This is a genomic window from Micromonospora parathelypteridis (genome assembly GCF_014201145.1).
Lineage (GTDB): Bacteria > Actinomycetota > Actinomycetes > Mycobacteriales > Micromonosporaceae > Micromonospora > Micromonospora parathelypteridis.
Genome location: NZ_JACHDP010000001.1, coordinates 5,288,907 through 5,312,032, shown reverse-complemented (window position 1 = coordinate 5,312,032; position 23,126 = coordinate 5,288,907). Strand labels below are relative to the sequence as shown.

General features: G+C 71.8%; 18 protein-coding genes. 11 read left to right on the top strand and 7 right to left on the bottom strand.

Features of this window, described 5'->3' with window-relative positions:
• Positions 1-156: 156 nt before the first annotated feature.
• The gene (locus HNR20_RS24060) at positions 157-2,322 is read left to right on the top strand and encodes an alpha-1,4-glucan--maltose-1-phosphate maltosyltransferase (RefSeq protein ID WP_229687353.1); all 2,166 of its coding nucleotides are present in this window, start codon (positions 157-159) and stop codon (positions 2,320-2,322) included.
• Positions 2,310-4,412: a 1,4-alpha-glucan branching protein GlgB gene (gene glgB, locus HNR20_RS24055; protein WP_184183944.1), complete on the top strand. Its 2,103-nt coding sequence runs from the start codon at positions 2,310-2,312 to the stop codon at positions 4,410-4,412. Before HNR20_RS24060 ends, glgB begins: the two co-directional genes overlap by 13 nt.
• Positions 4,413-4,419: 7 nt before the next feature.
• Here glgB and HNR20_RS24050 read toward each other — a convergent pair whose 3' ends face one another.
• Positions 4,420-5,460: an App1 family protein phosphatidate phosphatase gene (locus HNR20_RS24050; protein ID WP_184183941.1), complete on the bottom strand. Its 1,041-nt coding sequence runs from the start codon at positions 5,458-5,460 to the stop codon at positions 4,420-4,422.
• Between the two features lie 122 nt (positions 5,461-5,582).
• Here HNR20_RS24050 and HNR20_RS24045 point away from each other — a divergent pair, with 122 nt between their 5' ends.
• From HNR20_RS24045 to HNR20_RS24030, 4 genes are all read left to right on the top strand, one after another.
• Entirely contained in the window at positions 5,583-7,202 is a 1,620-nt protein-coding gene (locus tag HNR20_RS24045) for a hypothetical protein (protein ID WP_184183938.1), read from the top strand.
• Between the two features lie 51 nt (positions 7,203-7,253).
• On the top strand, positions 7,254-8,051 hold the full coding sequence (gene yaaA, locus HNR20_RS24040; RefSeq protein WP_184183936.1) for a peroxide stress protein YaaA: 798 nt from the start codon (positions 7,254-7,256) through the stop codon (positions 8,049-8,051).
• Between the two features lie 106 nt (positions 8,052-8,157).
• Complete coding sequence (locus tag HNR20_RS24035; protein WP_184183933.1) at positions 8,158-8,904, top strand: hypothetical protein; 747 nt, start codon at positions 8,158-8,160, stop codon at positions 8,902-8,904.
• Between the two features lie 81 nt (positions 8,905-8,985).
• A complete protein-coding gene (locus HNR20_RS24030; RefSeq protein WP_229687354.1) occupies positions 8,986-9,948 on the top strand; it encodes a TAXI family TRAP transporter solute-binding subunit in 963 nt (320 codons plus the stop codon).
• A 10-nt stretch (positions 9,949-9,958) separates the two neighbouring features.
• Here HNR20_RS24030 and HNR20_RS24025 read toward each other — a convergent pair whose 3' ends face one another.
• The 3 genes from HNR20_RS24025 to HNR20_RS24015 form a co-directional block, all read right to left on the bottom strand.
• Positions 9,959-11,395, bottom strand: a complete 1,437-nt coding sequence (locus tag HNR20_RS24025; protein ID WP_184183927.1) for a sensor histidine kinase — start codon at positions 11,393-11,395, stop codon at positions 9,959-9,961.
• 9 nt (positions 11,396-11,404) lie between these two features.
• Complete coding sequence (locus tag HNR20_RS24020; RefSeq protein ID WP_184183924.1) at positions 11,405-12,061, bottom strand: response regulator transcription factor; 657 nt, start codon at positions 12,059-12,061, stop codon at positions 11,405-11,407.
• 85 nt (positions 12,062-12,146) lie between these two features.
• Positions 12,147-12,458 (bottom strand): hypothetical protein, encoded by a 312-nt coding sequence (locus HNR20_RS24015; RefSeq protein ID WP_088947217.1) that lies wholly within the window; start codon positions 12,456-12,458, stop codon positions 12,147-12,149.
• Between the two features lie 113 nt (positions 12,459-12,571).
• Between HNR20_RS24015 and HNR20_RS24010 the strand changes: the two genes are divergently transcribed.
• Complete coding sequence (locus HNR20_RS24010) at positions 12,572-12,910, top strand: DUF952 domain-containing protein (protein ID WP_184183921.1); 339 nt, start codon at positions 12,572-12,574, stop codon at positions 12,908-12,910.
• 108 nt (positions 12,911-13,018) lie between these two features.
• Here HNR20_RS24010 and HNR20_RS24005 read toward each other — a convergent pair whose 3' ends face one another.
• From HNR20_RS24005 to HNR20_RS23995, 3 genes are all read right to left on the bottom strand, one after another.
• Positions 13,019-14,776: a CDP-glycerol glycerophosphotransferase family protein gene (locus HNR20_RS24005; protein WP_373291099.1), complete on the bottom strand. Its 1,758-nt coding sequence runs from the start codon at positions 14,774-14,776 to the stop codon at positions 13,019-13,021.
• Between the two features lie 227 nt (positions 14,777-15,003).
• Positions 15,004-17,112, bottom strand: coding sequence for a DUF6077 domain-containing protein (locus tag HNR20_RS24000; RefSeq protein ID WP_184183918.1), 2,109 nt, complete (start codon positions 17,110-17,112; stop codon positions 15,004-15,006).
• 125 nt (positions 17,113-17,237) lie between these two features.
• Complete coding sequence (locus HNR20_RS23995) at positions 17,238-17,837, bottom strand: TetR/AcrR family transcriptional regulator (RefSeq protein ID WP_184188888.1); 600 nt, start codon at positions 17,835-17,837, stop codon at positions 17,238-17,240.
• Between the two features lie 216 nt (positions 17,838-18,053).
• On the opposite strand from HNR20_RS23995, the gene HNR20_RS23990 reads away from it, so the two are divergent.
• From HNR20_RS23990 to HNR20_RS23975, 4 genes are all read left to right on the top strand, one after another.
• Entirely contained in the window at positions 18,054-18,947 is an 894-nt protein-coding gene (locus HNR20_RS23990) for an ABC transporter permease (protein ID WP_184183915.1), read from the top strand.
• Positions 18,948-18,981: 34 nt separating this feature from the next.
• Positions 18,982-19,758: an ABC transporter ATP-binding protein gene (locus HNR20_RS23985; RefSeq protein ID WP_184188886.1), complete on the top strand. Its 777-nt coding sequence runs from the start codon at positions 18,982-18,984 to the stop codon at positions 19,756-19,758.
• A gap of 145 nt (positions 19,759-19,903) precedes the next feature.
• On the top strand, positions 19,904-21,421 hold the full coding sequence (locus HNR20_RS23980; protein WP_184183912.1) for a bifunctional cytidylyltransferase/SDR family oxidoreductase: 1,518 nt from the start codon (positions 19,904-19,906) through the stop codon (positions 21,419-21,421).
• Positions 21,422-21,454: 33 nt separating this feature from the next.
• On the top strand, positions 21,455-23,125 hold the full coding sequence (locus tag HNR20_RS23975) for a CDP-glycerol glycerophosphotransferase family protein (RefSeq protein ID WP_184183909.1): 1,671 nt from the start codon (positions 21,455-21,457) through the stop codon (positions 23,123-23,125).
• Position 23,126: the final 1 nt, after the last annotated feature.

The window sequence follows — 23,126 nt, the reverse complement described above, 5'->3', positions numbered from 1 at the left end:
CGAAGATGCTGCATCGACGAGCCTTGAAGCAGCAGTTTCACCGAAAGTGTGCGGATCTTGACTCCCGGCCCGGGGGTCTGGCGTGCGACCCCGGCGGCGAGGGACGGACCGGTGCTTGGCCGCGCGCGAACGGATCTCGCGCAGTAGGTTGGCGGGGTGACTGGACGGTTCCCGATCGAAGACGTCTCCCCCGTCGTCTCGTGCGGGCGATACCCGGCCAAGGCGGTGGTCGACGAGCCGATTCCGGTGTCGGCGCGCGCCTACCGGGAGGGGCACGACGCACTGGGCTGCAACGTGGTGTGGGCTGGCCCGGACGGCGCTGAACGCCCCTTCACCCGGATGCGCCCCGGCGAGCCGGGCCAGGACCGTTGGCACGCCATCATCCGGCCGGACGCCGTCGGCTCCTGGACCTTCTCCGTCGAGGCGTTCCAAGATCCATACTTGACCTGGCAGAACGCGGTGACCAAGAAGATCGCCGCTGGGCAGGGGCCGGCCGACCTGGCCAACGACCTGGCCGAGGGTGCCCGGGTGCTCTCCGCCGCCCGGGTCCTCGTCCCGACCGCCGACCGGCCCCGGGTCGCCGCGGCGCTCACCGCGCTGCTCGACACCGATCTGCCGCTGCCGCAGCGGGTCGAGGAGGCGCTGGCCCTGGCCGACCTGCTCTGGGAGCACCCGGTACGGGAGATGATCACCGCCGGTGACACGTACTCCCTCTGGGTGGACCGCAAGCGAGCGCTCTACTCGGCCTGGTACGAGTTCTTCCCCCGCTCCGAAGGAGCGGTGGGCAACGTCTCCGGCACCTTCGCCACCGCCACCGAACGGCTGCCCGGCGTGGCCGCGATGGGCTTCGACGTGCTCTACCTGCCGCCGATCCACCCGATCGGCCGGGTCAACCGCAAGGGCCGCAACAACGCGCTCACCGCCGGGCCGGACGACGTGGGCTCGCCGTGGGCGATCGGCGCCGCCGAGGGCGGCCACGACACCATCCACCCCGATCTGGGTACGCCGGCAGACTTCAAGGCCTTCATCAGCGCGGCGGCGGCGCAGGGCCTGGAAGTGGCGATGGACCTGGCGTTGCAGTGCGCGCCGGACCACCCCTGGGTGACCGAGCACCCGGAGTGGTTCACCACCCGGGCCGACGGCAGCATCGCGTACGCGGAGAACCCGCCGAAGAAGTACCAGGACATCTACCCGGTCAACTTCGACAACGACCCGGAGGGCATCCGGGCCGAGGTGCTGCGGGTGGTGCTGCACTGGGTCGGCGAGGGCATCCGGATCTTCCGGGTGGACAACCCGCACACCAAGCCGTTCGACTTCTGGCACTGGCTGATCGCCGAGGTGAAGAAGGTCGACCCGGACGTGCTGTTCCTGGCCGAGGCGTTCACCCGGCCCGCGATCATGCACGGACTGGGCAAGATCGGCTTCACGCAGTCGTACACCTATTTCACCTGGCGCACGACGGCGGCCGAGATGCGGGAGTACTGCGAGGAGCTGGTGGCGTCGGCCGACTACATGCGGCCCAACTTCTGGCCGAACACGCCGGACATCCTGCACGAGTCGCTGCAGCACGGCGGCCCGCCGATGTTCAAGATCCGGGCGGTGCTGGCCGCACTGCTCTCCCCGTCCTGGGGCCTGTACGCGGGCTTCGAGCTGTTCGAGCACGTGGCCCGGCCGGGCGCCGAGGAATACCTGGACAACGAGAAGTACGAGCTGCGCCCGCGCGACTGGGCCGGCGCCGAGGCGCAGGGCCGCTCGCTGGCACCGTTCCTGGCCACCCTCAACCGGGTACGCCGGGACAACCCGGCCCTGCACCAGCTCCGCAACCTGCGCTTCCACGAGATCGACAACCCGGCGCTGCTCTGCTGGTCGAAGCACGACCCGGAGACGGGCAACACGGTCATCGTGGTCTGCTCGTTCGATCCGCGCGCCGTGCAGTGGGGCAACACCACCCTCGACATGCCGGCGCTCGGCTTCGACTGGCACGAGCGGTTCACCGTGCACGACGAACTCACCGGCACCAGCTACGACTGGGGTCAGCGCAACGCGGTCCGGCTCGACCCGTACCTGCAACCGGCGCACGTGCTGACCGTGCGCCGCCCGACCCCGCCGACCGAGCCGCAGCCGGCGGGCGCCGAGCCGGCGGACCTCACCGTCGCCGACGTGCCGGACGACCTCTCCGGCGGCACCGCACCGATCGTCCCTGTTCCGACTCCGCCCCGAAGGTCGGCCCCCGTTCCGACCCCTCCGCGCCGGTCGGCCGCCCGCCGGTCCGCCCCGGCACCGACCGACGCCGCCCCGAAGGACGACCGATGGACCAGCTGATCTCCGGCGCGACGCACGACCCGCACGCGCTGCTCGGCGCGCACCCCGCCGGCTCCTCGACGACGATCCGCACGATGCGCAGGGGCGCCGGTGACGTGGTGCTGCTCGTCGGCGACGAGCGGCACCCGATGAAGCGCGTGCACGACGTCGGCGTCTTCGAGGCGCAGGTCGACGGCACCGTGCTCGACTACCGGGTGGAGGTCGACGGCACCGCGCACGACGACCCGTACCGCTACCCGCCGACCCTCGGCGAGCTGGACCTGCACCTGATCCGCGAGGGCCGCCACGAGCGACTGTGGGAGGCGCTGGGCGCCCGGGTCTTCGACGAGGGCGTCGCGTTCAGCGTCTGGGCACCCAACGCCCGCGGAGTACGGGTGATCGGCGACTTCACCGGCTGGGCGCCCGACGACGGCTGGCCCATGCGGTCGCTCGGCTCCAGCGGAGTGTGGGAGCTGTTCGTCCCCAACGCCCGGGTCGGGGCCCGCTACAAGTACCGCGTCCTCGGCGCCGACGGGCAGTGGCGGGACAAGGCCGACCCCCTGGCCGCGTACGCCGAGGTGCCGCCGGCCACCGCCTCGGTGGTGCACCACTCGACGTACCGGTGGTCCGACGCGGACTGGTTGGCCCGGCGGGCCGAGCGGCAGCCGCACCAGGAGCCGATGAGTGTCTACGAGGTGCACCTCGGTTCGTGGCGGCCCGGCCTGGGCTACCGCGAGCTGGCCGAGCAGCTCACCGCGTACGTCACCGAGTTGGGCTTCACGCACGTGGAGTTCCTGCCCGTGATGGAGCACCCGTTCGGCGGTTCCTGGGGCTATCAGGTCACCGGCTACTTCGCGCCGACGTCCCGGTTCGGCAACCCGGACGACTTCCGCTACCTCGTCGACCAACTGCACGCTGCCGGCATCGGCGTGATCCTCGACTGGGTGCCCGCGCACTTCCCCAAGGACGCATGGGCTCTCGCCCGCTTCGACGGCACCCCGCTCTACGAGCACTCCGACCCGCGGCGCGGCGAACACCCCGACTGGGGCACGTACGTGTTCGACTTCGGTCGCAGCGAGGTGCGTAACTTCCTGGTCGCCAACGCGCTCTACTGGTGCGACCAGTTCCACGTCGACGGGCTGCGGGTGGACGCCGTCGCCTCGATGCTCTACCTGGACTACTCCCGCGAGCACGGGCAGTGGGCCCCCAACAAGTACGGCGGCCGGGAAAACCTGGAGGCCATCGCGTTCATGCAGGAGGTGAACGCGACCGTCTACAAGCACCACGCCGGCATCGTGATGATCGCCGAGGAGTCCACCGCCTGGCCCGGTGTCACCCGCTCCACCGCCGAGGGCGGGCTGGGCTTCGGGTTCAAGTGGAACATGGGCTGGATGCACGACACCCTGCTCTACACCTCGAAGGACCCGATCTACCGCCAGCACCACCACCACCAGCTCACCTTCTCCCTGGCGTACGCCTGGAGCGAGAACTACGTGCTGCCGATCAGCCACGACGAGGTGGTGCACGGCAAGGGCTCACTGGCCGGCAAGATGCCCGGCGACACCTGGCAGCGGCTGGCGAACGTGCGGGCCCTGCTGGCGTACATGTGGGCGCACCCGGGCAAGCAGCTGCTCTTCATGGGCAGCGAGATGGCCGACGACCGGGAGTGGAGCGAGGAACGCGGCCTCGACTGGTACCTGTTGCACGACCCGGCCCGAGCCGGAGTGCAGCGACTCGTCGCTGACCTCAACCGGGTCTACCGGGACACCCCGGCGCTCTGGGCACAGGACACCGCACCGGCCGGCTTCCGCTGGATCGCCGGCGACGACGTCGCCAACAACACCGTGTCGTTCGTCCGGATCGCCCCGGACGGGTCCACGCTGGTCTGCGTGGCGAACTTCTCCGCGCTGCCGCTGCACGACTACCGGATCGGCCTGCCGGCCGGCGGCACCTGGACCGAGGTGCTCAACACCGACGCCCACCACTACGGCGGGTCCGGGGTGGGCAACATGGGCGCGGTGCACGCCGAGGACGTGCCCTGGCACGGCATGGTCGCCTCCGCCCCCCTCCAGGTGCCCCCACTGGGTGCGGTCTGGCTCCGCCAGGGCTAGGGAACGGTCAGACCAGGCCGGCGTCGCGCAGCAGTTGCCACAGGCCGGCGCCGTCCGGCGCGGAGAGCCACTTCTGCCCCACCGGCCCCGACGACGGGCGACCGGCCGGGGCCGGCAGGGTGCCGGCCAGCACCGACTGCGTCGGGGAGAGCCGGCGGATCGCCACCCCGGCGACGTTCTCCGGGTGGGCGGCGGCGAACTCCCGGTAGATCTCCTGGTCGTGCTGGCCGTCGTCGCCGACCAGCAGCCAGCGCACCTCGGGGAACTCCCGGGACAGCCGGGCCAGCGTGGACCGTTTGTGTTCCATTCCGCTGCGGAACCAACGGTCGGCGGTCGGGCCCCAGTCGGTGAGCAGCAGCGGCCCGGCCGGGTAGAGGTGTCGGGACAGGAAGCGGGTCAGGGTGGGCGCCACGTTCCAGGCGCCGGTGGAGAGGTAGAAGACCGGAGCGCCGGGGTGCGAGGTGACCAGCCGCTCGTAGAGCACCGCCATGCCGGGCACGGCGGCTCGGGCGTGCTCGTCGAGCACGAACGTGTTCCATGCGGCGAGCAGCGGCCGGGGCAGCGCGGTCACCATCACGGTGTCGTCGATGTCGGAGATGATGCCGAACTTGACCTCCGGGTCGAGGATGCGCACCGGCGCGTCGACCGGATCGGCGTCCGGGACGCTGAGGCGGACCGTGCCCCACCCCGGTGGCAGGTCAGCCTCGACCAGCGTGTCGACGAAGCCGCTGCGGTCGGCCTGCGTCTCGTGCCGCACCCCACCGGCCTCGATGGTCACGGTGACGTGCTTGTTGGGCAGGGTGGTGAAGCTGCGCCAGCCGCGGACCTTGTCCAGTCGGCCCCGCTGGCGGGTGTCCGGACGGCCCAGCAGCACCCGGCACATCACCCGCACCCAGCCCGGCGCGCCATAGCCGGTGTACGCGACGATGTTGACCCGCCACCCGGTGCGCCGCAGCCGGCGCTGGACGAGCTGGTGGACGGCGTCCTCGATCCGTGCAGCCCGATGCAGGTTCGGAACGGCTAGCTGGCCGGCGGGAGTGGGTGGCACGCGCCAACCCTGCCACACGTCGACAGTCACGGCCACGCGAGCCGGCCCCGGCTGAGCCGATCGACCTCGGCGGCCCCACCAAACGTGAAACACTCCGTCGGGACGACGACGGGGGCGTGGTCGTGTCACATCCAGAGCAGCACCGTGGGCGGTGGCGCCCACGACTCGACCGGCCGGCGCTCGTCGCGCTGCTGTTCGGGCTGGCCGGCATCGGGTATCGGCTGGTCCTGACGCTCTACACGGTGCCGGTGTCGAACAGCGACGAGGCGACCTTCGGCCTCGCCGCTCTGCACATCGGGCAGGGCCGGGAACGCCCGGTCTTTCTGTACGGCCAGCACTACATGGGGATGTTGGAGTCTTATCTGGCCGCTCCCCTGGTGGCGGTGGCCGGGCCGAGCTGGCCGGTGCTGCGGTTGCCGATGCTCGCGTTGTACGCGTTGTTCCTCTATCTCATCTACCGGCTGACCCGCCGGCTCTGCGCCCCCTGGTTCGCCACCTTCATCGTGGGCCTGCTCGCGCTCGGAGGCGAGCGGGTGGTCCGCGACCAGCTCACCGTGGTCGGTGGCCGACCCGAGGTGAAGCCGGCGGTGCTGCTGATGCTGCTGATCACCGTGGGGCTGGCCGCCGGCACCATCCACCGCCGACGGCTCGCGGTCGCCCTGTTCGGCCTGCTCGTCGGGGTGGCCGTCTGGTCGGACTGGCTGATCCTGCCGTACCTGGCGGTGGCCGGGCTCGCCCTGGTGTGGGCGGTGCGTCGCGAACTGCTCGGCTGGTCCGGCCTGCTGCTGGTGGCGGGTGCCGCCGTCGGGGTGGCGCCGATGATCGTCGACAACCTGCGGGCTGGGCCCGGTGAGGACTCGCTGTCGGTGTTCCGCGACGTCAGCACCAAGGCCGGGCCGCTGCCGCCGTGGTCGGACCGGGTCCGGGGCGGCCTGCTCGAAGGGGTGCCGCTGGCGCACGGTCTCTGCCCGGTGGACGGCTGCGGACGCTGGCAACAGTGGTTCGGCGTGTTGTACCCGGTGCTGCTGGTGGCCGGCGCGTTGCTCGCGGTGCTCGCGTACCGCCGCGCCGCCGCCGGGCCGCGCGGAGAGCGGGTCGGGCCGGTGGTGCAGCTCGCGCTGGTCGCCGGCGCCGCGTTGACCCTGTTGTCGTACGTCCGCAGCCCGCTCGCCGCGACCAGCCCACTGGACAACGCCCGGTACCTGTCGGTGCTGCAACTGTCGCTGCCGGCGGTGCTCTGGCCGCTCTGGGTGGCGGCGATGACCGCCTGGCGGGGCACCCGCAGCGCGCTGGGACGACTCACCGGCGCGGTGACCGCCGCCGTGTTGACCGCGTTGACCGTGGCCACGCTGGTGATCACCGTGCTCTTCGCGGCCACCGGCACCGCGGCGTCACGGACCGAGGAACGCCAGGCCCGGGAGTTGGCCGCCGCGCTGCGCGCCAACGGCCCCCACGAGGTGTACGGGGACTACTGGACCTGCAATCGGTTGATCTTCAACACGGACGAGACGGTGGTCTGCGGGGTGCTCGACAATGAGCTGACCCCCGGGCAGAACCGCTACCGCCCGTACTGGCGGCAGGTCGGGAGTGCCCAGCGACCGGGCTACGTGGTGGAGGTCGACTCCCCGATGGATCGGCGGCTACGGAAACTGCTCACCGACCGGGCCGACGCCGCACCGGTGCGGGAGGTCGGCGGCTATCGCGTGTACCACCCCGACACCCCGGTGCGGCCCTGGCGGTAACGGCGGGTCGTACGCTGGCCGGGCCGCCGTCCCGCCCGTCGAGGAGACCAGATGCTCATCCTGCTGCCACCCTCGGAGGGCAAGGCCGACGCCGGCACCGGGCGGCGCTGGTCCCCGGACCGGCTCGCGCTGCCCGAGCTGAACCCGGCCCGCGAGCGGGTGTTGGACGCCCTCACCGCGCTGAGCGCCGGACCGGACGAGGCGGAGGCACGGGCGGCGCTCGGCCTCAGCGAGGGCCAGCGGGGCGAACTGCGCCGCAACGCCCGCCTGCGGGAGGCCGCCACCGCGCCGGCCGAGCGGCTCTACACCGGGGTGCTCTACGAGGCGCTGGAGTTCGCCTCACTGCCCGCTGCGGCGCAACGCACGGCCCGCCGGTCGATCCTGATCAGCTCCGGGCTGTGGGGCGCGGTCCGACTGGCCGACCGGATCCCCCCGTACCGCTGCCCGATCGGCGCTCGCCTGCCGGGTGTCGGGGCGTTGTCGGCGTACTGGCGCAAGGAGCTGGCACCGGTGATGGACGCCGCCGCCGGCAGGGGCCTGGTGCTGGACCTGCGCTCCGGCGCGTACGCGGCCACCTGGACGCCGCGCGGGGAGTTGGCCGAGCGGACCGTCACCGTGCGGGTGCTGCACGAGCGGGAGGTCGACGGCGTACCGGTCCGCTCGGTGGTCAGCCACTTCAACAAGGCGACAAAGGGGCGGCTGGTCCGTGACCTGCTCCTCGCCGGTGCCCGACCGCGCACCGCCGCGGAGTTGGTCGGCACGCTGCGGGAGTTGAAGCACACCGTCGAGGAGCAGGCCACCGCGCCCGGCCGGACACGGCAGGTGGACCTGGTGGTCACCGACCTGTAGTGGCAGGGCAGCCGCAATTTTTGCTCAAGGCTGGGCCGGACCAGTTCCGTAACGGCGACGCAGGGGCCACGGTAGGGGAACCCAGACTCCGACAAGGGAGCCTTCGTTGACCCGCGAACCCGCCCTGCTCGACCGGCCCCGCTCCCCGACGCCGCCGCCCCCGCTGGACTGGCTGACGCTGGGCGACGCGTTCGAGGCCGCCTGCCTGCTGCGCTGCACACCGCCACCGACCGCCGCCCGGCCGAGCGCGGCACGCCCGGCGCACGCACCCGGGGTCGAGTTCAACCGGGAGGACGCCGCCCAACGGATGCGGCAGTTGCTCGCCCGGCTGGACATCCCGGTCACGCACGAGGTGGCCGTCGGCGGCCTGCGCCGCCGCTACGAACTGCACCGGCTCTGGGTGCCCCAGGAGCACCACGGCGCGTACGCCCGGATGTTGGACGCGGGCTGGTGGCAGGGGCGGCGCGAACTGCTCGGCGGACCGCTGCCCGGTGCCTCGCCGGCGCGCCGACGGTTGGTGTCCCGCCTCGCGGCGGCGGCCTGGCGCTCGGCGCTGCTGGCGGCCGGACGGCACGTCCGCCGACACATCCTCGGCGTGCGGCTCACCGACCGGGAGCTGGCCGCGGTACTGATTCGGGGCGCTGCCGTGCTCGACGTGCCGGCCCGGCTCCACCCGGGCACCGGCTGCTTCCTGGTCAGCGTGGCCGACGGCCCGGACCGGGCGCGGATCCTGAGCAGCGCGGCGCTGGAGCCGGCCCGCGCGGCAGCGCACGGGGCGACGGCGACGCACGGCACGGCCGTGTTGTCGGCTCGGGGCGTGAGCGTGCCGCCGGCCCGTCGCCCCGCCTGCTGATCGGTGCCCGGGCCGCATCCGCCCGGCACACCACCTCGAAGGAGCTTGCGCGCACCGGCCTGACGGCGCACAGTGCACCGCGTGAGTCGTACCTCGTCCAGCCGGCCCGGCCGCCACCGCGCGGGGACGGCTGCCCTGTTGACGGTGCTGCTGACCGCGACCCTGAGCACCGCCGGCTGCCAGGACGCCCCGCCCGAGCCGACGTCGATCCGGATCGCCACCGGCAGCCCCACCGCCGTCTACTACGCGTTCGGGCAGTCCCTGGCGGCCATCCTCAACCGGGAACTGCCCGACGTCCAGGCCAGCGTGGTGATCACCGCCGCCTCGGCGGAGAACGTCCAACTGGTCGAGTCCGGTGGGGCCGAGCTGGGCTTCACCCAGGCCGACGTGCTGCCGACCAACACGGCGGGAAGCCCTTCGGTCGAGGCCGTCGCCCGGGTGTACGACGATCAGCTGCACCTGGTCACCACGGGCGGCGGTCCGGTCCGCACGGTCGCCGACCTGCGGGGCCGGCGGGTCTCCGTCGGCGCGGCCGGATCGGGCACCGAGATCACCGCGACCCGGCTGCTGGAGGTGGCCAACCTCGGCGGCGACGAGGTGCGTCGCGAGCGGCTCGGGCTGGACGACTCGGTGACCGCGCTGCGCTCGGGGCGGATCGACGCGTTCTTCTTCTCCGGGGGCCTGCCGGTGCGGGGCATCGAGGAGTTGGCCTGGCGCAGCGCCACCCGGATCGTGGACCTCAGCGAATGGACCGAGCCACTGCGCTCCCGCTACGGCCAGGTCTACGTCTCCCGGGACATCCCGCGCTCGGTCTACGGGGTGGACGCGGTGACCACGGTGGCCGACCCCAACTACCTGATCGTCCGGGCCAACCTGCCGGAGCGGCTGGTCCGGGAGGTGACCCGGTTGCTGATGGAGCGCCGGGCCGAGCTGGCCGCCGCGCATCCGGCGGCGGGACGGATGAGCCCTCGCTCGGCGATCGTGACCGCGCCGCTGACGCTGCACCCCGGGGCCGCCGCCTGGTACCGCGCGGCGAAGCCCTGACGGCCGGGCGCTACCGCGCCGGGGCGGACCTCAGGTCGGCGGCCAGTTCGTCGTCCATCGGCTCCGCCGACGGGTCGGGCTCCGGCGCGGGAAACCAGAGGGCGGCGATCAGCCCGCGCGACTCCCCCGGGCGCATGGTGAGCCGCCCGTCGGACGCGTCCACCAGCACGGCGGCGATGGTCAGGCCGAGCCCCGCGCCGTCCACGTTCTGCGCGTCCGGCGCCCGCCAGAACCGTTCGGTCGCCTGGCCGAGCTGACTCTCGGTCATGCCCGGGCCGGAGTCGCGCACCTCCAGGGCCACCCCGTCGTCGCGGCGCGCCACGGTCACCGTCACCGCGCCGCCGGCCCCGCTGAACTTCACCGCGTTGTCGATCAGCGCGTCCAGCGCCTGGTCGACGGCGGTCGGCACCGTCTGCGCGTACGCCGGGGCGTCGGTCGTGGCCAGCCGCAACGCGACCGAACGGTGCCGGGCCAGCGGCGCCCACGCGGCCACCCGGGACGCGGCCACCGCGGCGGCGTCCACGGTGACCCGCTCGTTCTCCTCCCGTTCGGCTCGGGCAAGGGTGAGCAGCGCGTCGAGCACCAACGCCAGCCGGTCGGTCTCCTCCAACGCCAGCCGGTGCTCGGATCGACCCTCCGGGTCGGTGAGGCTGGGACCCAGCTCCTCCACCCGCAGCCGCAGTGCGGTGAGCGGGTTACGCAGTTGGTGGCTGGCATGTGCGACGAAGGCGCGCTGCCGGTCCATCACGTCGGAGACCACGTCGGCCATGTGGTTGAAGCTGGCCGCGAGGCGACGTAGCTCCGGCGGGCCCAGCCGGTGCTGCACCCGAGCGCCCCGGTCGCCCTCGGCGATCTCGTGGGTGACCGCGTCCAGCTCGGTGACCGGGCGCAGCACCCAACCGGCCAGCCCGAACGCGGTGAGCACGCAGGCCAGCACCGCGAGCAGACCGGCCAGGGCGAGCAGCAGCCACCACGCGACGACCGCCCGGCGGATCGGGGCGGCAGGGGTCACGATCACCACCGCGCCGAGCACCTCACCACCGTCGTTGATCGGCACCGCCACCACCACCGGGCCGGTGGTCCACGGCCAGACCGACTCCGGGGCGCTGGTCTGCTGCCCGGACAGCGCGATGTCCAGAACCGCCGCGGTCCCCGGGCCGGGCTGCCAACGCGGCGACGCGACCGGGGTGCTCCGGTCCCGGTCGACGATCGCGGCGCCGATCCCGTACAGGTTGTCGTAGCTGCTCAGCTCCGACTCGATCGGGCCCGGTTCACCGTCGCGCAACGCCGGCCCGGCCAGTGAGGCGAACCGGGTGGCGTCGGCGAGCCGGTCGGCACGGACCTGTTCGGTTTCGCGGCTGGCCATGGTGGCGGCCAGCGGCGTCTCCAACGCGATGAGGACGAGCACCATCAGCAGCAGGTAGCTGATCACCAGTCGACGGCGCATGTCAGCCCCTCACGCGTCGCGCAGCCGGTAGCCGACGCCACGGACGGTCTCCACCAGGCGCGCGTCGCCGAGCTTGCCGCGCAGCGACCCGACATGCACCTCGACCGTGTGCCGGTCGGCCCAGGTGGTGCCCCAGGCGTCGAGCAGGATGCGATCGCGGGGCACCGCCACCCCGGGCTGGCGGGCCAGCGAGAGCAGCACGTCGAACTCCTTGCGGGTCAACGTGACAGCGCGGCCGTCCACGGTCACCGTCCGCGCGGCCACGTCGATGTGCACCGACCCGGCCTCGATGAGGTGCCGCTCCGGTGCGGCGTTCGCGGCCCGGCGCAGCACCGCCTCGATCCGGGCCTGCAACTCCACCATCGAGAACGGCTTGACGACGTAGTCGTCCGCGCCGAGGCGCAGGCCCAGCACCCGATCACGTTCCTCGCCCCGCGCGGTCACCGCGATGATGCCGAGCTGACTGCTACGCCGACGCAGCTCCCGGCACAGGTCGGTGCCGTCCCCGTCGGGCAGGGTCAGGTCGAGCAGCACCAGGTCGCACGGGGCGGCGGAGAGCGCGGCGGCGACGGTGGCCGCGTGCTCGACCTCGTACCCACGGCGGGTGAGGGCGGAAGAGAGCGCAGCGGCCACCCGGCGGTCGTCCTCTACCAGCAGGATCCGCACCCGTGCCCCCGTCCGTCGCAGCGCCGTTCTGCGAATGGTGGCAGAAGCGCGCGCGCAGCGGGAGGCCGCCCACCACGACGGGCGGCTAGAGGCCGAAGACGTCGTCGGCGGTGGCGTCCCGGACGCCGTCGGTGAAGCCGCGGAAGCCCGGGTCCTCGTGGCTGGCTGGCACGCTGGTGACGTTGACCCCGCTGGCCTGGGTGACCGCGTCGACCAGGGGCGGGTAGTCGATCTCCGCGTCCTGGAACGCGTCGTCGTCCGCCTCGGCCAGGTTGATCACGTGCTGTACGTCATCGGACGGAGTGTCCGGGTCTTCGGCCCACTCGCCGCCAGCCCGGTAGCACTCGTCGTACAGCGCACGCTGGCTGTCGGTCCAGTCGTCGTCGTAGCTCTGCATCGCCCATCCCTCCGCGGCCCTTGACCTGAGCATGCCCGGCGGGGGGCGACGGGCGCGGCGGTACCGACGAAAACCGGGCGAGCCCGCCGACGGCACCCCCGTAGGCTGCCGCTGTGATCTACAAACTGCTGTCGAGCGCCGAATGGGACGCCGCCCTCGCCGCCGGCGCTTTCGCCGGCACACCGTTGGACCACGAGTCCGGTTTCATCCACCTCTCCGGCGCTGACCAGGTGGTGGAGACGGCGCGCCGGCACTTCGCCGGGGTCACCGGGTTGACCCTGCTCAGCGTGGAGGACGAGCGGCTGGGCGACGCGCTGCGCTGGGAGCCGTCGCGCGGCGGGCAACTCTTCCCGCACGTGTACGGCCCGCTGCCGGTCGCGGCGGTGGTGGCGGCGCAGGCGTTGCCGGCGGACACTCCGGCCGCCGACGCGGTGGCCGCCCTGCTGGTCTGACACGTTCGCGCCCGACCCGAAAGGTCTCGGGCCGGGCGCGCGGCACCATCCGTGCGCCGGGAGCGCAGCACCATCCGTGCGCCTGAGGCGCAGCGCCGTAGGTGATGCTCAGCCGCAGAGCCGGTCGATCTCCTCCTGGAACCGGTCCATCGGGTTCGCCTCGGCGGGGCCGAGCAGGTAGGTCTTCAACTCCCGGCGGGCCTCGGTCATCGGGTCGTCGCCGGCCCGGGTCACCGTCACGATCTTCTCCAGCTCGCCGCAGTCCTTGGAGAGCAGGTACGCGGCCCGCGCCGTCGGGTACTCGCGGCGGAAGTCGTCCTCGGACAGGCCGGCCGGGTTGGCCACCACGTACGGGCGCTGGCTCTGCACGAAGTCGGAGACCACACTGGACACGTCGCTGATCAGCAGGTCGGTCTGGTTGAAGCAGTCGAACAGCGCCGGCGTACGGCCGGTGACCACCAGGTGCGCGGTGCCGTCCAGAGAGGACGCGTTCGGGTTGCCGCCGGCGGCGCGGATGGCCGCGACGATCCGGTCGTGCACCGACCTGGCCGCGCTTGACCGCGACCCGGTGAGCGGGTGCGGCTTGTAGATCAGTCGCAGCCGAGGGCTCGCGGCGAGCATGCCCTTGACGATCCGCTCACCCATCAGCACCAGTGAGGTGTGGTACGGGTCGTCGTCGAGCCAACCCTCCCAGGTGGGGGCGTAGAGCACGGTGAAGGGCCGGTCCACCGACTCGGCGCCGAAGGTGTGCACCCCGGCGAGCTGCGGTCGGCCGATCTCGACGATGTCCTGGTCGAGAACCCCCACACCGGCCCGGGCGTAACGCTCCCGGCCGGCCAGACCGGCGACCCAGACCTCGTCGTACACCTTGCTGTACGGGTTGACGCTGGCCTGCTTGTCGCTGTCGCCGTGCCCGACGAAGACGTGCTTGGTGGTGGGCTCGCGGAGCATGTGGATGTTCGCGCCGACGTTCGCCGAGTAGAGCGCCGCACGAATGCCGCTGAGTTCGAGGTTCATGAAGTCGACCCCGGCCGGTACGCAGATCACCGGCAGCCGGGTGTCGGCCAGCTCCAGGAACGCGTCCCGGCTACGCAGCAGCACCACCGCGCGCTGCTGGAGCGCCTCGGTCGGGGCGAGCCACATGTTGGCCTGGTAGACGTCCTTGGCCGGGCCGGCGAAGTAGAGCGCCACCTCGGGCTGGTAGCTGTCCAGCCAACGCTGGACGGCGGGCAGCAGTGTGCCCTCCTTCGCGCCCCGGCCCCGAAGCCAGGTCAGCGCGAGGATGGCGCCCACCAGACCGGTCGCCACGACCCCGACCGCGGCGGCGACGAAGAAGGGCGTCGGCTCGTGCTGCACCGCGGCGGCCACGGCGGCCGGCACCAGCAGCAGGTTGAGCAGCGGCATCCGGTCGCCGGCGACCGCCGCCGCCCAGGCCGGTGGTTGGGTGGCAGTGTGCAGCGGACCCAGCTCGATGTTGCGCACCATGGCGGAGAGCGGGTTACGACGCTCGATCATGATGGAGAACGCCCCGGCGAAGACCGACACGACCCACACCGCGGCCGGCAGCACCAACAGCAGCGTCAGCTCGCCGCCGCTGAGCCGCACCTCGGCGGCGACCAGCAACACGGCCGCGAGATCGCGGGTCAACTGCCGGTACGACCAGTGCAGGCCCACTTTCTCCAACAGCAGGTGTGACGGCTGCGACCAGCGGGCGACGGCGAACTCGCCGATGATGGCGGCCAGCCCGGCGACGGCGAACAGGCCGACCCAGCCGAATACGCCACCGACGAGCATGACCAGGTAGGCCAGCACCAGCAGCGCGGCGCTAGCGGCCACTCCGATGCGACCTGAGAACGTGCCGAACAAACGAGTTCGCTCCCTACGAGATTTCGTTGCGGGCGGTGCCCGTAATGGACCGACGTCACTCCCCCGTCGCGCAGCGGGTCGATCGCGGCCGGCTGCGTGTGACTGCGACCTTAACGCGAGGGGACAGCTCGGTGTCGCTCGGGTATCCGGCACCATTTCGGGCAAAGCTCCGTGCCGTGGTGCGCCCGGCCCCGCTGCGAGGTCGGGCGTTCGGTGCGGAAAAGCGTTCAGCCGACCCGCCGGAAGCAGGTCATCGCGCCGGGCGCCTTGCGCGTGGCGAACTCCTGGTAGCCCAACTGCGGCGCGGTGTCGCGGGCGTACTGGTTGCCGTTGTATACGCAGATGGTGCCAACGTCCAAACGGTCCAGTGCCGGCGTCAGCTCGGCCGGCGCCGGGCTGGCGGTGCCGTCCGCGAAACTTGCCAGCAGCAGCCGGTCCATGGCGAATTGGGAACTGAGGTCGTATTCGACGAGGTAGAAGTCACGGGGCAGGACAACCCGGACCTCGCTGGTGACGATCGGCGTCGTGCGCATGATCGTCTTCGGGGCGAGCAGCATGCCCTGCGGGCGGTCCAGGCCCTTGATCCAGAACGCGATCGACTGACGCTGCTGCGGAAGCTTCCAGGTGGGGCGGCTGTGCACGTCGACCCAGCTCTTCGGCGACCACATCGGGGTGGCGAACAGCGCGAACGAGGCGACCAGCAGCACCGCGATCCCTCCGGACGCCGCCCGGCGCAGCGCCCGGGTCGGCGCCGGCACGCGCACGGTGCAGAGCAGACCGATCAACGTCGGCAGGGCGAGCAGCCACGGCACGCGCCAGAGCACCACCGAGATGCCACTCAACGCGCTCAGCACCTCCAGCACCCCGGGGACGAACATCACGCTCAACGCCAGGGTGGCACCGGCGACGAGCAGCGCGGGCGTACGTCGCCTGGCGAGCAACGCACCGCACCACAGCGCCAGACCGCTGATCACCCCGACCACACCGAACAGCAGGGTCCGCCGGTAGGTGTACGCCGCGTCGAAGAAGGCGTCGTCCGCACCGGTCGCGGTCATCCCGCCGAGCACCAGGCGGGAGACCACCAACGAGCCGATCGGGTACGCGAGGGCGGCGACCGCCGCGACGATGGCCGCCTTCCACCGGCCGACCAGCAGCATGGCGAAGCCGGCGGCGCCGACCAGCATCGGCAGGATGATCGCCGCGGTGTTGGTGAGGCCGATCGCGGTGATCGAGAGCGCCACGATGAGCACCAGGCTGCGCCGCGACCGGTTGTCGAACCACTCGGTCAGGTAGAGCCACATCAGCGGGATGACCGCCGAGACGAACATGCCCTTGCCCTCGTGCAGGCGCGGGAGGTGGAACGTGCCCAGTGCGGCGTCCCCGCCCGCGACGAGATACAGGTACGCGATCGCCACGGTGAAGGCCAGTACCGGACGGCGCGGGGCCCACCGGTGCGTCAGCCGCCACAGCGCCAGCGCCGCGAGCATCGCCATGATCGGCAGCAGCACGTACCAGAGGGCCGAGCTGGCGTGGATACCGACGACGTTGGCGAACGCGCCGTCGAAGACCTCGATCGACGGGATGGGCGGCTGCGAGCCCATGGCCGGCAGCACGTTCTCGGAGAACAGGAAGTCGTTGAGCGGGATCAGGTCACGCTCGGCGATCCACACCGACTTGCCGACGTAGTAGACGTCGTCCGGGGTGTTGCGGGCCATGAAGAACGAGGAGATACCGACCAACACCGAGAGGACCAGCGCGTACGCCGACTGCCCCGCGGTGGACGCCGGGGCGGCCGGGGTGGGCACCGGGCCACTCAGCCAGGCCTGGCGCGCCAGCAGGAGCCCGCCGACCGCCGCGAGCAGGCCGGCCACGGCCGGGATCCACCACCAGACGCTGACGCTGGTGTCGGCCGCCAGACCGGCGGAGATGGCAGCCACGGCGGCGGCGACCGGAACCCCGATCAGCAGGCGGCGGTCGGCGGCGGGCCGGGCGTTGCCGGGCTCATCCTGCGCCACCGGCGCACTGCCGACCGGGGTGCCGGCGAGGCGGCGGCGGGCGCGCAGCAGGGCCACGACCGCGAGCACCGCACAGGCGAGCAGCCAGATCTTGAAGGTCACCGACGGACGCAGGTCCACCAGAAAGGCCGCGTGGTAGAGCACGGTGAAGAGCGCGAACGCGATCACCGCACCATCGGTGAGCATCGCCGGGGCGACGGCCACCAGCGCGCGTACCCGGGACAGCCCCGCGCGTTCGTTGGCGGGCCGGGATGCCTGCCCGGTCCGCGGCGTCGGATCCGGTTCGGTGGGCGCTACGGCGATGCTGTCGACGTTGGCCACGGGCGTCCTTACTCGTCAGGCGGATGAGGGGTGTCGGCGCGGTGACAGCCGGGTGTCAAGGGGGCAGCTTAGCGGAATCGGACAGCGGGACCGCTGCTGCGGGCGGCGGGGTGTCGAGTGCCTGGTCAACCCGAGATCGGAGCGGCCCGAGGGCGGGACAGGGCGCTGTCGGCCCCGAGCCCGGCAGCCACGGATTCGACCAGATTGTCGAGGTAGCTGTCGGTGAGCGGGAGACGGGCGATGGCGAGCCGCCAGTAGAGCGGGCCCACGATGAGGTCGATCGCCGCGTCCAGGTCGGTCTCGGCGGGCAGCTCACCGCGCTGCACGGCGCGGGTGACCAGGCGACCGCCGATCTCCTGCTGGCGGGCGTGCAGCACCTGACGCAGGGTCGCGTCGATGGTGGGGTTGCGGGCTGCCTCGGCCAGCAGGTCCGGGATGATCTGCGACGCCAGCGGATGGCGCAACGCGTGCGCCACCGCCTGGAACAGCAGCGTGAGGTCGCCGCGCAGGGTGCCGGTGTCCAGTGCCGGCAGCTTGCCGTGCGCCGCCGCGGCGACGATCTCCAACACCAGGTCGAGCTTCGAGTTCCAGCGCCGGTAGATTGCCGTCTTGCTGACGCCGGCGCGGCGAGCCACCGCCTCGATGGAGAGCCGGCCGTAACCGACCGCGGCGAGCTCCTGCATCAGCGCGCGTCGGATGGCCGTGGTGATCTCGCCACGGAGCACCGCCGCACCGGCCGGGGCACGCCTCTTCTCAGTCGTCACCGGGGACTCTTCTCGCAGCTCACGGTGCCCAGGGTAGCGCAACGACGATACGGTTGCGTCCCGACGTGTTTCGGACTACTGTCCTCGCAGCGACGAGGCGGCGCCCCGCGCACGTATCCCACTAGGATTCCATCGTCGCGAGCCACCCGTCTGCACAAAGATCGGAGCGCCATTTCCATGGCCACCACCGCGCTGGTCGACCCTGACACGGGCCGGACCCAGGCGCAGCTGGCCGCTCGGCACGGGCTACGGGTCGCCGGTGAGCGCCCCTCCCTCGTCGGGTACAGCCGCCAATTGTGGGCCTACCGGCACTTCATCGCCGCGTACGCCAACGCCAAGCTGGTCGCCTCTTACAGCAATGCCAAGCTGGGCCAGCTCTGGCAGGTGCTGACCCCGCTGACCAACGCGGCGGTCTACTACCTGATCTTCGGGGTGGTGCTGGCACAGAACGACATGCAGAACTACATCGCCTACCTCACCACCGGGCTGTTCATCTTCAACTTCACCCAGAGCGCGGTCCTGGCCGGCACCCAGGCGATCAGCAGCAACCTGGGGTTGATCCGGGCGCTGCACTTTCCCCGTGCCAGCCTGCCGCTGTCCACGACGTTGACGCAGTTCCAGCAACTGCTGGCGTCGATGGTGGTGCTGATCGGCATCGTGCTGGTCACCGGGGAACCGCTCACGCTGGAGTGGCTGCTGCTGGTGCCGGCCCTGTTCCTGCAGGCGGTGTTCAACGCCGGCGTCGTGCTCGTGGTGGCCCGGTTGGGCAGCAAGTCGAGCGACCTGAAGCAGGTCATGCCGTTCATCATGCGCACCTGGATGTACGGCTCCGGCGTCCTCTACAGCGTCAGCCTCTTCGAGCGGCTGCCGAGCTGGGCGACGACGCTGGTGCAGTACAACCCGTTGCTCGTCTACATCGAGCTTGCGCGGTACACGCTGCTGGAGGAAGCACCGCTGCTCAACGAGTCGCTGACCCAGCTCTGGCTGGTCGGCGGCGGGTGGGCACTGCTCGCCGGCTTGGGCGGTTTCATCTACTTCTGGCGCGGCGAACAGGAGTACGGCCGTGGTTGAGCATTTCGACGCCTCCATCGAGGCGAGTGCAACGATGACGTCGACGCAGGAGCGGATCCCGACCGTGGTCGTGGACGACGCGCACATCATCTACCGGGTGCACCAGGGCGCCGCCGGTGGCACCACGCCGGTGGCCGCGCTGCGCCGGCTGGTCAAGCGCACCCACGCGCCGAACATCCGGGAGGTGCACGCGGTCAAGGGCGTCTCCTTCACCGCGTACCGGGGCGAGGCCATCGGCCTGATCGGCAGCAACGGCTCCGGCAAGTCCACCATCCTGAGGGCCATCGCCGGCCTGCTGCCGGTCAACCGGGGTGCGATCTACACCCAGGGGCAGCCGTCACTGCTCGGCGTGAACGCCGCCCTGCTCAACGACCTCTCCGGGGAACGCAACGTCACCCTCGGTTGCCTGGCCATGGGGATGCACCCCGACGACGTGGCCAAGCAGGCCGCGGGGATCATCGACTTCTCCGGCATCAACGAGCGGGGCGACTTCGCCAGCCTGCCGATGCGGACGTACTCCTCCGGCATGGCTGCCCGGCTGCGGTTCTCCATCGCCGCCGCGAAGAAGCACGACGTGCTGCTCATCGACGAGGCACTCGCCACCGGCGACAAGGGCTTCCGCAAGCGCAGCGAGCAGCGGGTGCGGGAGCTGCGGGAGGGCGCGGGCACAGTGTTCCTCGTCAGCCACCAGCTCTCCTCCGTACGGGACACCTGCGAACGAACGATCTGGCTGGAATCGGGCGTCCTGCGGATGGACGGGCCCACCGACGAGGTCATTCGGGAATACGAGGCGTACGCGAACAGCAAGTAGAGTGCCGGCGAACACCCGGCATCGACACGGCTTCACGGACCGCGTCGCCCGCGTTGGGGCGGCGCGGTCCGCGCGTTAAGGTTCATTCCGTCGCCGCTCGGGCGGAACCTTCCGTTAACGCATCCCTGAGAGTGAGGATCCGGCAATGACGCAGGACCAGACCGCTGGCCCGGACGCCGCAACGGAGACCTCGGTGCCGTGGCGGCCCTCGCGGACAGTGGCGGTGGTTCTGGCCGGAGGCACCGGGACCCGGCTGGGCCTCGGCATCCCGAAGCAGCTGCTGAAGATCGCCGGCAAGCCGATCATCGAGCACACCCTGGCGGTCTTCGAGACCGCGCCGGAGATCGACGAGATCATCGTGCTGATGGCCACCGGCCACGTCGACGACGCCCGGCAGATCGTCGAGAAGGCCGGCCTGCGCAAGGTCACCAAGGTGATCGAGGGTGGTGACACCCGCAACGCCACCACCCGGATCGCGTTGGACGCGGTCGGCCCGGCGGACTGCAACATCCTCTTCCACGACGCGGTGCGCCCGCTGCTCAGCGGCAGGATCGTGCGCGAGTGCGTCAACGCGCTCTGGACCTACGATGCCGTGGACGTGGCCATCCCGTCCGCCGACACGATCATCCAGGTGGACGACAACGACTGCATCACCGACATCCCGGTGCGCTCCCGGCTGCGCCGCGGGCAGACCCCGCAGGCGTTCCGGTCCCCCACGATCCGCGAGGCGTACCGGATCGCCGAGGACGACCCGGACTTCGCCGCCACCGACGACTGCGGCGTGGTGCTGCGCTACCTGCCCGGCACCCCGATCAAGGTGATCGACGGTTCGGACGAGAACATCAAGGTCACCCACCCGGTCGACGTGCACCTGGCGGACAAGCTCTTCCAGCTCGCCGCGGCGCAGGCGCCCCGGCTGACCGACCACCGCAGCTACAGCGAGGAGCTGACCGGCCGCACCATCGTGGTGTTCGGCGGCAGCTACGGCATCGGCCACGAGTTGACCGAGCTGGCCCGGCGCTACGGCGCCCAGGTCTTCCCGTTCAGCCGTTCCAGCACCGGCACCCACGTGGAGCGGGCCGAGGACGTCGAGGCCGCGCTGACGACCGCCTTCGAGGCCACCGGCCGGATCGACCACGTGGTGGTCACCGCCGGCATCCTGGAGAAGGGCGCCCTCGCCGAGATGGACGAGGAGACCATGGACCGGCTGCTCCAGGTCAACTTCGTCGGCCCGGTGACCATCGCCCGCCAGGCCCTTCCGTACCTGCAGCAGACCAAGGGCCAACTGCTGCTCTACACGTCCAGCTCCTACACCCGGGGCCGGGCCCGCTACGCGCTCTACTCGGCCACCAAGGCGGCCCTGGTCAACCTCACCCAGGCGCTCGCGGACGAGTGGGCCGACGTCGGTGTCCGCGTCAACTGCATCAACCCGGAGCGGACCGCCACGCCGATGCGGACGCGGGCGTTCGGCGAGGAGCCGGAGCACACCCTGCTCGCCGCGGAGGCAGTCGCCCAGTCGTCGCTGGACGTGCTGATCTCCGACCTGACCGGCCAGGTGATCGACGTACGCCGGGCACCCGGCGACGGGCCCACGCCGACCGTGCCAGGCCAGTCCGGGCCGAGTCAGGTCGAGGCGCCGGCCAGCACGGCGTCCGCGAACTGACGCCGACGGCTGCGGAACCACGAACGGAGCGACATGCGCGGCGATCTGGTCCGAAAGCTGGCTGCCCGGTGTCTGAGCACCGGGCTGGCTGTGCTGGCCTTTGTCGTGCTGGCGCTCACCGGCGCCACCGGCTGGGGGCTGGTGCTGGCCGTCGCCGCGCTGGTCGCCTCGGCCGCCGAGCAGCGGATCCGGCCCAACGCTGACCTCGTCGCGGAGACCGCGCTGATCGCCGCCGCCATCCTGGTCGGCTACTCCCGGCAGTTGAACGACGGACTTCACCTCACGCTGGTCGCCACCGCGCTGGTCCTGCTGGGGTTGGTGCTGCTGGTGGGGCCGCTGCGCACCGCCGGCAACCTGGAGATCCGGGCCGCCAATCTGCCGGTCCGGGCCTGGACACCGCTGATCGCCGACCGGCTCGGCACCGCCCTGCTCGGGCTGCTCGCCGTGGTGGCGCTCGCTGCGGCGCTCGCGCTGCCGGCTGGCATGGCGCTGGCGGCCAGTCTGCTGGTCGGCGCGGGCACCGGTGTGGTCGCGCTGGACCTGGCCCGACGGCGGTTCCGGCCGCAGGCCGGCGGTGGGCCGGTGGCTCGCGCGCTGCGCCGGCACCAGCCGGAGTTCGTGCTCTACTTCTCCGCGCCTCCCGGCTCGGAATACCAGGTCACCATGTGGCTTCCGTACCTGGAGCGGATCGGCCGGCCGTTCCTGGTCGTGCTGCGCGAGCCGGAGTTCCTGGCTCCGATCGCCGCGGCCACCGACGCACCGGTGGTCTACTGCCCCACCCTGCGGGCGATGGACGAGGCGCTGGTGCCGAGCCTGCGGGCGGCGTTCTACGTCAACCACGGGGCGAAGAACAGCCACTGCGTCCGCTTCACCCAGCTCACCCACATCCAGCTGCACCACGGTGACAGCGACAAGGCGCCGAGCGCCAACCCGGTGTCCGGGATCTTCGACCGGATCTTCGTGGCCGGACCGGCGGCGATCGACCGGTACGCCCGTGCCGGGGTGCAGATCCCGGCGGAGAAGTTCGTGGTGGTGGGCCGCCCGCAGGTCGAGTCGATCGCGGTACGCCCGGAGCCGGCGCGGGGCTTGGCGCAACCGACCGTGCTCTACACCCCGACCTGGACCGGGCACCACGCCGACGCCGACTACTGCTCGCTCCCGGTGGCCGAAGGGCTGTTGCGTCGGCTGCTGGAGCGCGGCGCGACCGTGATCCTGCGAGCCCACCCGTACACGGCGCAGAACCCGGCGTCGGCCCGCCAGCTCGGCCGGTTGACCGAGCTGCTCGTCGCCGACCGGGCCCGCAGCGGACGCCAGCACGTGGTCGGCGCGGCCGCCCGGGAGCTGAGCCTGACCGAGTGCGTGAACCGATCGGACGCGCTGATCTCCGACGTGTCCGGGGTGATCTCGGACTACCTCTACTCCAGCAAGCCGTACGCGGTCACCGACATGGGCGACGAGGGCGACCGGTTCACCGAGCGTTTCCCGCTGGCCACGTCGGGCTACGTGCTGCGGCGGGACATGTCCAACGTGGACGATGTGCTGACCGCCCTGCTGGACACCGACCCGCTGGCCGCGGAGCGCTGGGCCACCCGCCGGCGTTACCTGGGCGACTTCCCCGCCGAGTCCTACGCCGAGGCGTTCCTGACCGCCGCCCGCCGGGAACTGGCCCCCGCGAAGGAACTGACCGCGTCCGCACAGGCATAAC